This is a genomic window from Nostoc sp. (genome assembly GCF_036917555.1).
In the GTDB taxonomy this organism is placed as follows: Bacteria; Cyanobacteriota; Cyanobacteriia; order Cyanobacteriales; family Nostocaceae; genus Nostoc.
Map to the genome: position 1 here is coordinate 1 of NZ_JBALDD010000047.1, position 14,440 is coordinate 14,440.

13 protein-coding genes and 2 pseudogenes are annotated in these 14,440 nt (G+C 39.4%); 10 read left to right on the forward strand and 5 right to left on the reverse strand.

Annotation, left to right across the window (positions count from 1 at the left end; translation table 11 throughout):
* Window positions 1-154: 154 nt before the first annotated feature.
* The 4 genes from hpsL (at window position 155) to hpsP (ending at window position 5,546) form a co-directional block, all read left to right on the forward strand.
* Window positions 155-1,810: a hormogonium polysaccharide biosynthesis protein HpsL gene (hpsL, locus tag V7K60_RS18150; protein WP_334927219.1), complete on the forward strand. Its 1,656-nt coding sequence runs from the start codon at window positions 155-157 to the stop codon at window positions 1,808-1,810.
* A gap of 270 nt (window positions 1,811-2,080) precedes the next feature.
* A complete protein-coding gene (gene hpsN / locus V7K60_RS18155) occupies window positions 2,081-3,061 on the forward strand; it encodes a hormogonium polysaccharide biosynthesis glycosyltransferase HpsN (RefSeq protein WP_334927220.1) in 981 nt (326 codons plus the stop codon).
* Window positions 3,062-3,128: 67 nt separating this feature from the next.
* A complete protein-coding gene (gene hpsO / locus V7K60_RS18160) occupies window positions 3,129-4,304 on the forward strand; it encodes a hormogonium polysaccharide biosynthesis glycosyltransferase HpsO (protein WP_334927221.1) in 1,176 nt (391 codons plus the stop codon).
* A 63-nt stretch (window positions 4,305-4,367) separates the two neighbouring features.
* Window positions 4,368-5,546 (forward strand): hormogonium polysaccharide biosynthesis glycosyltransferase HpsP, encoded by a 1,179-nt coding sequence (gene hpsP / locus V7K60_RS18165; protein ID WP_334927340.1) that lies wholly within the window; start codon window positions 4,368-4,370, stop codon window positions 5,544-5,546.
* Here hpsP and V7K60_RS18170 read toward each other — a convergent pair.
* On the reverse strand, window positions 5,543-6,253 hold the full coding sequence (locus V7K60_RS18170; protein ID WP_334927222.1) for a hypothetical protein: 711 nt from the start codon (window positions 6,251-6,253) through the stop codon (window positions 5,543-5,545). The two genes, hpsP and V7K60_RS18170, sit on opposite strands and share 4 nt — an antisense overlap.
* A gap of 428 nt (window positions 6,254-6,681) precedes the next feature.
* Here V7K60_RS18170 and V7K60_RS18175 point away from each other — a divergent pair, with 428 nt between their 5' ends.
* The gene (locus V7K60_RS18175) at window positions 6,682-7,320 is read left to right on the forward strand and encodes a peroxiredoxin (RefSeq protein ID WP_334927223.1); all 639 of its coding nucleotides are present in this window, start codon (window positions 6,682-6,684) and stop codon (window positions 7,318-7,320) included.
* Window positions 7,321-7,435: 115 nt separating this feature from the next.
* Window positions 7,436-8,020 (forward strand): Uma2 family endonuclease, encoded by a 585-nt coding sequence (locus tag V7K60_RS18180; protein ID WP_334927224.1) that lies wholly within the window; start codon window positions 7,436-7,438, stop codon window positions 8,018-8,020.
* 245 nt (window positions 8,021-8,265) lie between these two features.
* Here V7K60_RS18180 and V7K60_RS18185 read toward each other — a convergent pair.
* Window positions 8,266-8,709, reverse strand: a pseudogene (locus V7K60_RS18185) (sensor histidine kinase); the annotation flags it as partial.
* A gap of 172 nt (window positions 8,710-8,881) precedes the next feature.
* On the reverse strand, window positions 8,882-9,580 hold the full coding sequence (locus tag V7K60_RS18190; protein ID WP_334927225.1) for a DUF305 domain-containing protein: 699 nt from the start codon (window positions 9,578-9,580) through the stop codon (window positions 8,882-8,884).
* Between the two features lie 103 nt (window positions 9,581-9,683).
* Between V7K60_RS18190 and V7K60_RS18195 the strand changes: the two genes are divergently transcribed.
* Both V7K60_RS18195 and V7K60_RS18200 read left to right on the forward strand, forming a co-directional pair.
* Window positions 9,684-9,920 carry a hypothetical protein gene (locus V7K60_RS18195; protein WP_334927226.1) on the forward strand — a complete coding sequence of 79 codons (237 nt, stop codon included), beginning with the start codon at window positions 9,684-9,686 and terminating at the stop codon, window positions 9,918-9,920.
* A gap of 125 nt (window positions 9,921-10,045) precedes the next feature.
* Window positions 10,046-11,002: a sulfurtransferase gene (locus V7K60_RS18200; RefSeq protein ID WP_334927227.1), complete on the forward strand. Its 957-nt coding sequence runs from the start codon at window positions 10,046-10,048 to the stop codon at window positions 11,000-11,002.
* A 237-nt stretch (window positions 11,003-11,239) separates the two neighbouring features.
* Here V7K60_RS18200 and V7K60_RS18205 read toward each other — a convergent pair whose 3' ends face one another.
* Complete coding sequence (locus V7K60_RS18205) at window positions 11,240-11,431, reverse strand: hypothetical protein (protein WP_334927228.1); 192 nt, start codon at window positions 11,429-11,431, stop codon at window positions 11,240-11,242.
* A 447-nt stretch (window positions 11,432-11,878) separates the two neighbouring features.
* On the opposite strand from V7K60_RS18205, the pseudogene V7K60_RS18210 reads away from it, so the two are divergent.
* A pseudogene (locus tag V7K60_RS18210) lies at window positions 11,879-12,067 on the forward strand (hypothetical protein); the annotation flags it as partial.
* Window positions 12,068-12,406: 339 nt separating this feature from the next.
* On the opposite strand, the gene hpf reads toward V7K60_RS18210, so the two are convergent.
* Entirely contained in the window at window positions 12,407-13,054 is a 648-nt protein-coding gene (gene hpf, locus V7K60_RS18215) for a ribosome hibernation-promoting factor, HPF/YfiA family (protein WP_334927229.1), read from the reverse strand.
* Window positions 13,055-13,678: 624 nt separating this feature from the next.
* Here hpf and lipB point away from each other — a divergent pair.
* On the forward strand, window positions 13,679-14,386 hold the full coding sequence (gene lipB, locus V7K60_RS18220) for a lipoyl(octanoyl) transferase LipB (RefSeq protein WP_334927230.1): 708 nt from the start codon (window positions 13,679-13,681) through the stop codon (window positions 14,384-14,386).
* The last annotated feature ends 54 nt before the right edge of the window (window positions 14,387-14,440 follow it).

Sequence of the window (14,440 nt, forward strand, 5' to 3'; positions counted from 1 at the left end):
ATTTAAGCAAGAGCCTTTTTGGACGTTCACTCTCAGTAATATATATGTACTGTTAAATGGCGATCGCTGTGCCAGTTGCGTAAGTCCTGTTAAAATCAAATATTAGTCCTATATAATGGAGTATTTTGCGAGGCTGATAGGCTACAGTGCCACTATGCCAAAATTTAAATCAAAATCTCAGCAATCTAAAAAATCGAAAAAGCAGGCTAAAAAGGAAACTTCTACCCTTAGCCTCAAAGAACAGTTAGCCCAAAAGCGCAAATCTGCCCAAGTACGTAAAGAACTCACAAGCTTACTCACCACCGCAACCTTTGGCAGTGTCTTCGTTGGCATTCTACTTTTTTTCGTAGCTGGAATTAAAGCAGCAGTCCCCGGCGTTTTAGGGATAATAGTCATGTCCCTTTCCTACAAATATCCGCGCCAAGCCCTATATGCCTTCATTATTTACATACCTATTGGAGGTACTGTTACCTACTACTTGGGTAATAGTCCCATACTCCAATTAGCTAAAGATGCCTTTTACGTTCCAGCGCTAATTGGACTTTGGCAGACTTGCCGTAAACAGGGGCTACCTATAATTATTCCTAAAGGCATTAAAATCCCACTTTATATTGTTTTAGCTTGCAGTGTGCTAACACTGTTGTTTGTCAATGGTGGACAGCAATTTAACCCGCCTAGTGCGGGACTATTAGAAAAAGCACGCCAAGAAATACCATTAGGCATGGGAATTCTGGGACTAAAAGTATTTTTAGGCTATGTCCCCCTGATTGGTTGTGCCTACTATCTAATTCGCGATAAGCGGGATTTTCTATTTTTATTGCGCCTCCAGATTGTCATCACACTGATTTGCTGCGCGCTGGGATTTATTCAATATTTTTTACTCCTAACTGGTGTATGTCAAGGTACTAGAGGTCTGGAAGGAGATGCCTTATTTAGAGCAACACTCGAAGCTCGGTGTTATTTTGGTGGAGCGCTAGTATATAGTCCCGAAGAAGGGATTATTCGCCTACCAGGGACATTTGTAGCTCCTTGGCAGTGGGCATGGTTCTTAATTTCTAGCACCTTTTTTACCTTTGCCACTGGCTTCAACGATCCCTCCCCAATATGGCGGATAATCGGTTTAGCTTCTTTAGTGGGAGTCTTTATCGATGCTGTAATCTCTGGACAGAGAATCGCCTTAGCTTTAGTACCAATCTGCTTCGGGATTTTGCTATTGCTCACCGGACAACTTGGCAACCTGAAACGATTTATCCCCATAGGCGTGGGACTTGCCTTCATTCTGGGAATTGCGATGGTAACTAACCCTGCTGTCGTACAAGAAAGAACCGATAGTTTTGCCAGTCGTTGGAACGCCTCACCACCTCAAGATTTTATCATCCAGCAATTTGAAGAAAATTGGAAAAACGTAGACGGGCCATTGGGAAGCGGCTTAGGACGAGCAACAAACTCTGCCCGTGTGATGGGTGAAACTAAGCTTGTAGAAACCTACTACCCGAAAGTACTTTATGAAGTGGGAATTTTTGGATTATTAGCGTTTCTGGGTTTGGTAACAACTTTAACAGTTCTTGGCTTTAAAACCTATCGCTCCATAAAGAACCGTAATTTCCGCAGTTCCGGAGCAGCTTTGTGGGTGTTTATATTGTTTATTAGTTACAACACTTACTATTATCCTCTGGATGTCGATCCTGTTGCTGCCTATTATTGGTTTTTTGCGGGAGTTCTTTTTAAATTGCCAGAATTGGAGAAACAAGATAAGGAAGATGCCAACCCTCAACAAAAAAACAAGAAAAAACGTCTAAAAACAATTTAAATGAAATAAAAATGGCCAAAGATTATGATTGAAGGTCAAAAATACCTCAGTATTTCAAACCTATCTCGAAATTATCGCCATACACTTGTTTTTGATGATATTTAGTGATGAGTAAGCAATTTCGTAGTCAGGGAGAGGAATGAAAGCGAGGTTTTCCAGAAGCCGTAAAAATACAGTGTGTAAATTAAAGTAATAGCCACTTACTGGATTTCATGAAAATTAATTTTTACAAGGCTATTATAGAAGTTGTAAAATTACTTAATAAAAATTATGAATAATTGGCCATTAGTTACTGTAGTTATCGCCACCTACGGACGAGAAGAAGCGCTACGCGATAGCATTGTGGATGTCTTAAAACAGGACTATCCAAATTTTGAAGTTTTAATTGTAGACCAAACTCCAAAACACCAACCAGAAATTCAAGCCTACCTAGAAGAGATGGCAAAGGCAGGTAAAATTAAATGGTTGCGCTTAGATTGGGCAAGTTTGCCAGGAGCGCGGAATTATGCTGTGCGGCGGTCATCTGGTGAAATAATATTGTTTATTGATGATGATGTTCAGTTAACCCCTGGATTGTTAGCAGCCCATGCGAAAAATTATGTGCAAAACCCAGAGGTAGGGGCTGTAGCCGGTCGGGTTTTTGACAGAATGAAATTAGGTGATTCTAGAGGAGATTTAGAGATTGAATATCTGCCTCCCGAAGCTATGGACCCAGGAATTGCTTGGTATCATATTGATTTAGTACATACCATTAAACCCCAACAAGTACTGACAGCGAGGGGTTGCAATATGTCTTTTCGCCGCGAAATTTTTACTAAGTATGGATTGAGGTTTGATGAGAGATTTGGTGGGAGTGCAGTACGCGAAGAGTCAGATTTTTGTTTGCGGTTGCGACAAACGGGGTATAAAATTTGGTACGACCCAGAGGCCCATCTGGTGCATTTAGGCGAAGAAACAGGGGGTTGTCATGATATTAGTATGCGATCGCTAAAATATCAACTCACCTTTTATCACAACCATTTTTTACTGGGGCTGAAAAACCTGACTGTGACTCAAGCTTTGCGCTTATATGGTCGTTTATTTGACTGTCACGTTCTCGGACGCCCACCTTGTCACAAAAGCGGTTCCCCCATCAAAATTGCCACTCGCGCTATTTTCTACACTTTGGGTTTTTTCAAAGCCTTGGGTACTATCATCCAATCATTATGGAACGATGGTCAAATTTACAGTCGATTGGATGAACAAGTTTAGTTATTGGGTATTGGGCATTGGGTATTAGTTATTTAAAAAAATGACAAATGACAAATAATAAATATCAATGAAAATCTTAGTTGCTAGTCACACTTATATCGTAGACCTCAACTGTGAGAAATTACGCGCTTTATCTCAACTAGAACCTGATATAGAAGTTACAGTTGTAGTGCCAAAGCGCTGGAAACCCGGCGGTGTGCAAAACAGAATTATTGAAACTGAATACTGTGATGAAGGCACATTTAGAATAGTTCCAGTTTCTAATTTTAGTCAAAATCATCAGGGACTCCTTACCTTTGGCGCTGATTTGATATCTTTATTCAAACAATTTCGTCCGCAAATCATCCAAGTAGAACAAGGTTCTAGAGCATTAGCTTATACTCAAATGATTGCCTTAAATAAGCTATTAGGACTCAAGGCAAAAAATGTATTTTTTACCTGGTGGAATTTACCATATCATTTGAAATTACCAGTTGCTTTGTTAGAAAAATATAATCTCAATCACAGCCACGGTATTATTTCTGGCAATCAAGATGGAGCAGAAGTTTTGCGAGAACGAGGATATAAAGGGGCAATTCGAGTCATGCCACAACTGGGTGTAGATGAAAGTTTATTTACTCCCAAAGCCCAGCCAGAGTTAGCAGCTAAGTTGGGCATTGAAAAAGAGGATTTTGTAGTAGGCTTTGTTGGGCGATTTGTACAAGAAAAGGGTTTGTTAACACTTTTACAAGCCTTAATTATATTGAAAAATAAAACTTGGAAATTACTACTACTTGGACGAGGAGAGTTGCAAACTGAATTACTCAAAATCGCGGTACAAAATAATATTCAAGAACGGCTAATCTTGATCGAAAGTGTTCCCCATGACGAAGTTGCAAACTATATCAATTTAATGAGTACTTTAGTATTACCTTCAGAAACAACTTACAAGTTTAAAACCTTAACTTCTGTTGGCTGGAAAGAGCAATTTGGTCATGTACTAATTGAAGCGATGGCTTGCCAAGTTCCCGTGATTGGTTCTGATTCAGGGGAAATTCCCTATGTAATTGGTGATGCTGGCTTAGTATTTCCTGAAGGTGATGCTCAAGCTCTTGCTAATTGCTTAGTTCAATTAATGGATAAACCAGATTTTGCTCATAATCTCGGTGAAATGGGTTATCAAAAAGCAATGATTCAATATACAAATAAAGCTTTGGCTAAACAGCAATTAGAATTTTATCAAGAGTTAGTCATTAGTCATTAGTCATTATTGAATAACAAAGAACAAATAATGAAGGACAAATGAAAGATGACAAATAACAAAAAAATTAAAGTATTACAAATTGTCCCTTCAATTTCTCTAATTTACGGTGGGCCTAGTCAAATGGTACTGGGATTAGCTCCAGCGTTAGCAAAAGAGGGAGTAGAAGTTACAATTCTCACAACTGATAGTAATGGCGATAATGGACAAACACCTCTGGATGTTCCTTTAAATCGCCCAATTAAACAAGATGGCTATGAAATAATTTATTTTCGTTGCGCGCCGTTTCGTCGCTACAAATTTTCTTTAGATTTATTAAACTGGCTAAAACGTCATGCTCATGAGTTTGACATAGCACATATTCATGCTCTATTCTCGCCAATAATTAGTGCTTCTGCTCTTGTATGTCGTCAGCAAAAGCTACCTTATATTTTCCGTCCTTTGGGTACTCTCGATCCGGCTGATTTACAGAAGAAGAAGCAATTAAAACAGCTTTATGCCGCAATTATAGAACGTCAAAATTTAGCTCGTGCGGCAGCAATTCATTTTACCAGCGACCAAGAAGCTAAAATATCAGAACGTTTTGGAGTATCTACGCCAGATTTGGTAATTCCTTTGGGTGTGATTCCCCGTCAATCTTCTATTAAAAATGTATGTAGTCAGTTAGAAATACCAAAGGATATGCCATTAGTACTGTTTATGTCACGGATTGACCCGAAAAAGGGGTTGAATTTGTTGATTCCGGCGCTAGAGAAGCTGTTAGCGCTTGGTTATAAGTTTCATTTTGTCTTAGCTGGTACTAATCCCCAAGAACCAGATTATGAACAAAAGATAATATCCCAAATTCAAAATTCACCATTGCGATCGCACACTACAATTACTGGCTTTGTCACTGGTGAACTCAAAGTTAGTTTACTACAAGCTGCTGATTTATTTGTCTTACCTTCCTACTACGAAAATTTTGGGATTGCTGTAGCTGAAGCGATGGTAGCAGGTGTACCCGTAGTCATTTCTGACCAAGTGCATATTTGTCAACAGATACGTGATAGCGAGTCGGGTTGGGTAGGTGCAACAGATGTTCAAGCATTGGTAGAGTTACTACAAGAAGCTTTGGAAAATCCTCAAGAACGCCAACGCCGGGGATTAAACGCCCAAAAGTATGCCTTGGAAAATTTTAGCTGGGATGCGATCGCCAAGCAAACAATCCAAGTCTACCAGAAAATTCTGGCAAATAAATTAATTTAACCCAACGCAGACAACAGCAATTTTTGCCAAATAGGCGCTAAAACTGCTTTGACAACAATATCCGCAATTACAAAACCAATCCCAATCAACATATAAGTTTTCGGAAAGGGAGATTTCGGAACTTCGCCTCTGATGCGAGTTACTAGATTTAATCCTAAAGCAGCTAAAGCTACTCCAGTGGCGATAAACCCGATTATCCGCAAAATTGACCACGGATACCACCCTAAGATAGCTGCTAGCCAGGGTTTAGCACTAACTTTTACTAATTCTGCAACATAAAAATTCATATAGTTCAGCATCCAAGTGCCGAATATTAATGCCATGCTACTTAAGGTGACAACGCAGAGAATACAAAAAATCCCGTAGTGCAATAAATGGTCTGGTAAAAATGAACCCAGTGTTCCTTCTGAACCTTCTCCCGTGCGAATCCAGTGCAACATCTCTGTAGTGTATGACTGTCCACGGAGGATGACTTTTGCTGCTGTTTCTGGTGCGATGGCTGTTGCTATAATTACGGCAATACTCTGCAAAACTCCCCACAGTAACATCCACCAAAAAGCACTTTTATATTGTTGATGACGTACTTGTAAAAAGAAAATGGGATAAGGGACAGCAGCACCTAAAATTGGCATCAACTGGGGAACTCCAAAAACAAAACTCGCAGTTGTGCTGAGGATAACACCAATCACTAAAAAGGTTACTATCATTATAAGTAATTCAAAAATAAGAAATATTTTGTAGTCTTTATTCTCAATACTTGCGTTATAAAATTAATTTTTAACAGTTTATAAATTTCTCAAAATCTTGTATCTATGCTAAAAAAGTTTCTTGTAATTCTGCAATAATGTGGAAATGTTGCAGCTCAATAAGCCTAAACCTGCAATAGCTTGTAGTCATCTATCGCCCTGATATTTGCAATCCTCTATGTAAAGAAAAATCTGTAGGGAAAACATATTAATTAAATGCATATATGTGTATTTTAGTCAATAGTTTTTACATCTTTTTTTTCTTTATCTGAGAGCGTTGATAACCTAAAATTTTGTTTCAAACTGCTAAAGTCCGATTGAGAAATCGGAGTTTATGTCATGATGGCATACTAGAATATATATGCCTTTCTAACTACAGGGAATCTCTCATGGCTCTCCGTCTAGGTGACACAGTACCCAACTTTACGCAAGCCTCAACACACGGCGACATCGATTTTTACCAATGGGCAGGTGACAGCTGGGTTGTGCTGTTCTCTCACCCTGCTGATTTTACACCTGTTTGTACGACAGAGCTTGGCACAGTTGCCAAGCTCAAACCAGAATTTGACAAGCGCAATGTTAAAGCGATCGCACTCAGCGTTGATGACGTAGAATCTCACAAAGGCTGGGTGGGAGACATTGAAGAAACTCAAAGCACCACCCTTAACTACCCAATTTTGGCGGATGCAGATCGCAAGGTTGCTGACCTTTACGATATGATCCACCCCAATGCTAATGCAGCTGTGACAGTGCGATCGGTCTTCGTGATTGACCCCAATAAGAAACTCCGTCTCTCTTTTACCTATCCTCCTAGTACGGGACGCAACTTTGATGAACTTTTGCGGGTGATTGATTCTCTACAATTGACTGATAACTACAGCGTGGCGACACCAGCTGACTGGAAAGATGGAGACGATGTTGTAATTGTCCCCTCACTCAAAGATCCAGAAGTGCTTAAAGAGAAATTCCCCAAAGGTTATGAGGAAGTCAAACCCTATCTGCGGCTAACTCCTCAGCCGAACAAGTAAATCTGAAAATGATTTTGGATAAAAAAGCAAAGACGCCAAGATATAACTTTGCGTCTTTGTTTTTTGCGTGAGAATATAGTCAGTGGGCTAGCATCCGAACCTGAAGGAAATCCCTATGTTCTCATCCCCTTTGGTTTTGCAAATTCCGTCATCAATGCAAATGACAGACGAACAATTTTTTGAATTCTGTCAGGTAAATCGTGATTTACGCATTGAGCGAAATAAATTTGGAGAATTAGTAATTATGCCTCCCACTGGTTCAGAGGCAGGAAACCGAGAAGGTAATATATTTGGACCGTTGTGGGTGTGGTCAGAACAAGATGGTACAGGTATAACTTTTAGCTCTAGTACCGGATTTAAGCTATCAACAGGTGCGGAACGATCTCCAGATGCTTCCTGGATTAAATTAGAACGGTGGAATGCTCTATCTCCAGAACAACAGCGAAAGTTTGCCCCCATTTGTCCAGATTTTGTAGTCGAACTCAAATCTCCTAGCGACAACCTGCAAACTTTGAAGGAAAAAATGGAGGAATATATGAATGAGCCAGGAATACAGTTAGGCTGGTTGATTGACCGTAAGCAGTGTCAAGTTTATATTTATCGTCCTAGATTGCCAGAAGAGTGTTTAGATAATCCTGCTAGTGTTAGCGGCGAGTTGGTATTACCTGGATTTATTTTGAATATGAGTAAAGTTTGGTAAGAAAATTTTATTTAAATTTAGGCTGGCGACTATACAGCAATTTAAATTGGTAAATTGGCGTGACATCAAAGGGTAATTGAATGGTAAAAATGCTACCTTTGCCTAATTGACCAAATAATTACTAATTCGTAATGACGCTCTATGACTCGCTAACGCTGCGCTAACGTAATTCGTAATTAAAGAGGGTTCAAAAATAATTACTAATTATGTTGACTCTGCACATTGAAACTACCTTGATGTGACTAAATAATTGCCTTAGCGATCGCTAATCCTAATCCAGAACCGCCAGTTTTACAAAAGCGTAGGCGCAGCCCGCCGTAGGCATCGCTATTCACACAATAAAAGCGATCAAAAATCCGAGTCAGTTCCTGGTGAGGAATGCCAATACCTGTATCTTGAACCTGAATCACAGTATAATTTTCACTGCGATCTAAGACAACAGTCACCTTTTTGAATTGTAGTGTGTATTGAATTGCATTGATAATTAAATTAGAAACCAGACGATAAAGCTGGTCAGAATCGCCTACGATATTCAGAGGTTGCTCGACTCTGATTGCAGATGCCAGTGTTACTTTAGCAGAAAATGCGATCGCTACAAATTCCTCAATTAAGTCGTTGACAATATCATTCAAGCAACATAGTTTATGTCATAATGGGATATATTGCCGATCTAGGCGAGCTAAGAGAACCTGCGATCGCAATCAAGCGTCCTGAATTATCAAAAAAACGTACATAGTAGTAGCCTTGATGGATGGCGCTGAGAATATGCCGTTTAGAATTTGACTGCAATGAAAGCTATCGGGGCTAACGACCCAAAACAACCGCGCAGCGTCTCGTAGAGAGCGCCATTACAAATTAGTATCACTTGTTGTACCAAGCTTTTCGCCACTGTTGCATTTCTTTAATCTCTATCTCTTGGGCTTTAACAATTTCTTGGGCTAATTTCTTGATTTCAGGGCGCTTAGACTTACTTAAGGCATCTTGCCCCATTATTACAGCCCCTTCGTGGTGAGGAATCATCGCATTGATAAAGTGCAGATCAAATTCAGCATCGGCTGCACCTAAGTCTTGACTCATCATCATAGCTTTCATTTGGTCAGATGACATTTCCATCGTATGACCCATTTGACTGTCATAAGCCATTGGTTTATCTCCCGCCTTGGCATACCAAGCTTGTCGCCACTGCTTCATCTGAGTGATTTCTTGGTTTTGCGATTTGATAATATTGTCTGCTAGTTTTTTGATTTCAGGACGTTTTGATTTCACCTGAGCAACATTCGCCATTTCCACAGCCCCTTGATGGTGCGGTATCATAGCGTCGATAAATCGTAAATCAAAATTAGCATCGGCTGGGCCTAAATCCACTCCCATGCTGTGATTCATCATGCCACCACCGTGATTCATCATCTGCTTGTCGTTAGCATTAGTGGCGGTTTCCTTTGGCGCTTGGCTTTGGTTCTGGGAAGCAGTACTAGCACAGCCTGTAATTAACCCACCGCCTGAAGCGATCGCAGTAAAAGTTAGCGCCAAAAAGCCATTCCTTAAAAATAGCAGTTGCATAAATCTTACCTAACAGTTTTCTAATTCTAACGATCTTACTAATGATCCAATGAAATTAAGATGAAATCTAAAGATCCCCAACAACTTTTACGAAGTCGGGATCTTGTTTCTCATTTCTATATTGTCACCAATACCTACATTGTCAAAAGCTAGCAATAGTCATTTATTAGCTTCTGCCAAAGCAGGCGATCGCATTTTTGCAGTTACAATTCGCAAAGCTGCCGAAAAACTGCGCTGCTTCAACAGTAGCAAATGGGAAAATTTTAGCCTGAGACATACAAGCAGCGATGATTGTAAACGGTACGATCGCAACTCGAACCGCTTGCTCTGCACTGAATGACTATAGAGTAGCTACAAAAGTTATCTCATAACATTTAACCTTCATTCTTCTGTAATTTGGATTCCAAAATGCGAATCTACCAAGGGCGATAATGCCTAATGGTACAATAACAGAAGCATGAAAGCGTGAATACAAAACTCCTCCTTTCTCCCCAAGAACTCACGTTACTGTTAGTAGAAAAATCATCAAAAACTGTCATTATTGATACGCGAAGTCAAGAAGATTATGCTATTTCTCATATTTCTCAAGCCATAAATCTTAGAGATTTTTTCACCTATCTTTTAGAGAATTCTTCCCCAGGAGGATTAAAGGAATTGCAAGAGTATTTTGCAGAAATTATGAGCAGCGTAGGAATATCTGGTGCAGAACAGTTAATTGTTTATGAAGATGCTTTAAATAAAGGTTATGGTCAATCTTGTCGAGCAGCTTTCTTACTGAAATATTTGGGTTGCGCTCAGGTATCTATTTTACACGGAGGATATAGAGCATGGCTAAAGGCAGAATTACCTACTACCGATGAAGTACCGCAGCGTGAAAGCAGCATATTTAGATTGCATCCTAATGCTGACATAATGGTGACTACCACCGAGATGTTGCAAGCAATTGAAAATCCAGCAATTATTAAATTAGATGTGCGCGATCGCAATGAATGGCTTGGGTTGAGTTCTTCTCCCTACAATCCTGATTTTTGTCCTCGCAAAGGTAGAATCCCTAATGCAGTATGGTTAGCATGGCATCATCTAATGAATTCTGAATCGGAAATTCCCACGTTCCGATCGCCAGATGAAATCCGAGAAATTTGTCAGTCAGTAGGTATTACTTCCGAGTCTGTTGTGTATATTTACTGCTTTAAGGGTTCAAGGGCTGCGAATACATTAATAGCCCTTGAAGAGGCGGGAATTTCTGCTAGAAATTATTTTGGCTCTTGGAATGAATGGTCTCGTGATTTTGCACTACCAATTGATAGCAGAGTCACGTCGCTTCTCTACGAGACGCTGCGTGTAGCTTGCTTCCCCAAAGGGGTACGCTCCGAATTCAAAATTCAAAATTCAAAATTCAAAATTAATGATCCCCATAAATAAATTTAGGGGCTTGTATCCTTTTCGTTTTCGGTCATCAATGAGCGTATAAAGCAATACACTTTTGTTGAGAATGTGAGTAGCATTATTGCGTTACTACAGTGCAAATACATCAGCACTTAATCGAACGCTGAATAAACCTTACAACACTACGCTAAATCTCCGATTTAGTGGTGCAATAATTAAGTGGCGGGTCTGAATTACCTACCCATTGATTCTGATTCCTGAATTCTTCTTCAATCAAACATCAACATTTATCTGTTCTATCTGTCTAGCAGCTTTATCCCAAAGCTTTGCTGAAGTCTCATCTTGCCAATGAGTTCTCAGATTTTCCGCTTTTTTGTGACATATTCGCTCTAACATTTCTAAGATTGCAGATAATGTCAATTTATTAATTAATGATTCTAAAACTTCCATATATTCTTTTTGCATGATAGTTACCTCCTTAACGTCATCTGATATATGCTGACAAAACACACTTATTCTTAAATAAGATATTAAGACTTTTTGCGGAGTGATACTAACATTCTGCCAGCTTATATACGCAGTTTAACCTATTTTGAAAATTTATTTTTAATAGATGAAAAAACTGTTTAATTCAAATAATTCCTCACAAGTTCCTCAAGTTTTTTATCTAACTTAAAAATAGGGTTAGATAACTAAAAAGTATGAATTGTAATCCGATGGGCTATATTCTACTGGAGGCGATGGCTTCTCTACGAGACGATTGTGAAGTGCATCAAGGCAACAAGTTTGAACTAGCTTTTCTAAAAGTGTCTTGATTCATCGCCTGAATATTACTGAAGTTATCAATCAACTTGCAATGCATCAGGCAGATAAAATCAACTGTGTATTTTCATATTGCCGCGCAAGCCCTCTCTATCCCCCTATAAACTTGTTTTGCACGGTACAACACAAAACTCTGATGTCTACTTCCAAGCTAGAGAAACTGTCAATCCTTACTATCTAACTTGTGCAGACATCACCCAAAAAGTCATGGATAAATTTGCTGCGATGACTGAGCGACAATATCAACTATTTGAATACCACGACGACCCAGCAGCCGAACTGCAAATTTTCACATTACTCCAACGCTCACCTATTAGGTAATTTCTGGAGGCAAAAGCTCATCTATGCCAAATATTTACTAAGAAGTGTTTGAGCTATTTTACAGCAATTTTCATGTATTTGAAGCAGATCTATCCTAAGGGCACAGCAATGCTGTGCCCCTACCGCGTGGTCTATTTACCTGAAAATAGCTGTAAAGTCAAAATCTTTTCTAATATCTGAAAATTTTGCAACAGTTTGCGAAATGAGGGAATGGGCATTGGAAGAGGCAGAGGTGCAGAGGGGAAAGACTTACTGCAACTTCTCCCCTGCTCCCAGCATCTCTCTATTCCTCAGTCCCTATTTACTCGAATGCGACTTTTCCGGCATGACTATATTAGTGTGATTTGCCTTGCCATTTTTGCCGTTAGTATTTCCGTTAGCATTGCGGGGATGGATAACACCATAACCACCGTGATTACGTTCGTAAATTACATTAATCTCTCCAGTTTCAGAATTGTGGAACATATAAAAGTCATGTCCCACGAGTTGCAGTTGTTCTAGGGCTTCTGCAATGGTCATCGGCGGCATGGAAAAATATTTGGTGCGGACGACTTCGTTGGGCAATTCAGCGGTGCGATCGCCAATTAAATCTGTTACTATCGACTCTGGAATAACTACTTCTGTTGGTTGAGTATGAGTTTTGTGGTCTTGACGCCGTTCTTTATATTTCCGCAATTGACGGGCAATTTTATCTGCAACTAAGTCAATGCTGGCATATAGACTTTCGCTGCTTTCCTCGGCACGAATAATGCTACCATTAGCATAAATAGTTACTTCAGCCGCTTGTCTTGGATTAATTCGGGGATTCCGGGCGACGCTAAGATGCACATCCACTTCATTTGTAATGCTTTGAAAGTGACTAACTGCTTTTTCAATTTTTTGATGTACATACTCACGAATCGCATCGGTGATTTCAATATTTTTGCCGTGGATGACAAGCTTCATGTAATACTCTCCCGCTGAATATTTTGGATGTGTGAATTTGCTTTGTATGAAAAGAAATTGCGGTAAGGTTTATTACTCCCGCCAAAACAAATTGTGAACTATATTGTATCTACTGCTGTTAAGCTGTCTCTCAGCTTACTGCATCTGAGGAATTGTCAAGTATACTCTTAATTTACCTCCTCATCTCTGCGCTGATGTCTAATTGTATATCCAATTAGCACTCAAGAGTTAAGCAAATCTAATTTTAGCTCCTATGACTACCTTTTCCTTTAAAGGAATGCTTACAGAACTGTTGATAGTTGCTCCTTCTGTGTTCGATTGAGGTTTGCTTGCTGTTGTTCAACAATACAAGGCTTTGTGGAAGTTTGATTCCGTTTAAAATGCAAACAATCGTATTAAAGTCATCAGCCAGTACATTCTTCCTTATTATTGTCTTGGCATAATGCTTATTGCAGAGAATTCCTCCTAAAACCTATTGAGGTTATATATTCAAGCTAGCACTTTGTATTTTCTAATGCATCTTCCCTTGACTTTCCTTTAAAATCCTTTGCAAAGCTTGACAATTGTTGATTCTAATTTTGTAACTTGAAATATATTTAGTTCTTTATACGGTTGAATTTTAGCATGATCCATAGTAATAATAAACCACATAAAAACATTTGTTTGCTATATAACCAAGGATTAATGCCTTACTTGGAAGCTCATGGATGGCAGCGATCGCTTCTAACTGAGCGCATTCATGACCCCAGTCTAGATGATGTGTTAATTTTGCTAGAACATCCACCTGTCTACACTCTGGGGCAAGGAAGCAACTCAGATTTTATCAAATTTGATATTGACCCTTCGGCTTCGCTCAGGGTAAACAGTCAGTATGATGTGCATAGAGTTGAACGAGGCGGCGAGGTTACTTACCATTGTCCCGGTCAACTCGTGGGCTATCCAATTTTAAATCTGCAACGTTATCGTAAAGACCTCCATTGGTACTTACGGCAACTCGAAGAAGTAATAATTCGTGTATTGGCAATTTATGGATTGCAAGGAGAAAGAATTCCGGCTTTTACTGGCGTTTGGTTGCAAGGGCGAAAAATTGCGGCTATTGGTATTAAAGTCAGCCGTTGGATTACTATGCACGGCTTTGCGTTAAATGTTTGTCCAGATATGACAGGCTTTGAGCGGATTGTACCCTGCGGTATTTCTGATAAACCTGTAGCCAGTTTAGCCGAATGGATTCCAGGTATCACCTGCCAAGAAGTGCGTTTTTATATAGCACAATCTTTTGCCGAAGTCTTTGGCGTAGAATTAATAGAATCTCAGCCTCAAGGATTTTTTTAGTCTGAGTAAATTCAGCTTGTAATATGTAATAAATACTATAGCAGTCCTATTTAA

Coding starts and splice junctions, on each gene's coding strand:
- hpsL (WP_334927219.1), top strand. CDS start 155: ATGCCAAAATTTAAATCAAAATCTCAGCAATCTAAAAAATCGAAAAAG.
- hpsN (WP_334927220.1), top strand. CDS start 2,081: ATGAATAATTGGCCATTAGTTACTGTAGTTATCGCCACCTACGGACGA.
- hpsO (WP_334927221.1), top strand. CDS start 3,129: ATGAAAATCTTAGTTGCTAGTCACACTTATATCGTAGACCTCAACTGT.
- V7K60_RS18170 (WP_334927222.1), bottom strand. CDS start 6,253: ATGATAGTAACCTTTTTAGTGATTGGTGTTATCCTCAGCACAACTGCG.
- V7K60_RS18175 (WP_334927223.1), top strand. CDS start 6,682: ATGGCTCTCCGTCTAGGTGACACAGTACCCAACTTTACGCAAGCCTCA.
- V7K60_RS18180 (WP_334927224.1), top strand. CDS start 7,436: ATGTTCTCATCCCCTTTGGTTTTGCAAATTCCGTCATCAATGCAAATG.
- V7K60_RS18190 (WP_334927225.1), bottom strand. CDS start 9,580: ATGCAACTGCTATTTTTAAGGAATGGCTTTTTGGCGCTAACTTTTACT.
- V7K60_RS18205 (WP_334927228.1), bottom strand. CDS start 11,431: ATGCAAAAAGAATATATGGAAGTTTTAGAATCATTAATTAATAAATTG.
- hpf (WP_334927229.1), bottom strand. CDS start 13,054: ATGAAGCTTGTCATCCACGGCAAAAATATTGAAATCACCGATGCGATT.
- lipB (WP_334927230.1), top strand. CDS start 13,679: ATGATCCATAGTAATAATAAACCACATAAAAACATTTGTTTGCTATAT.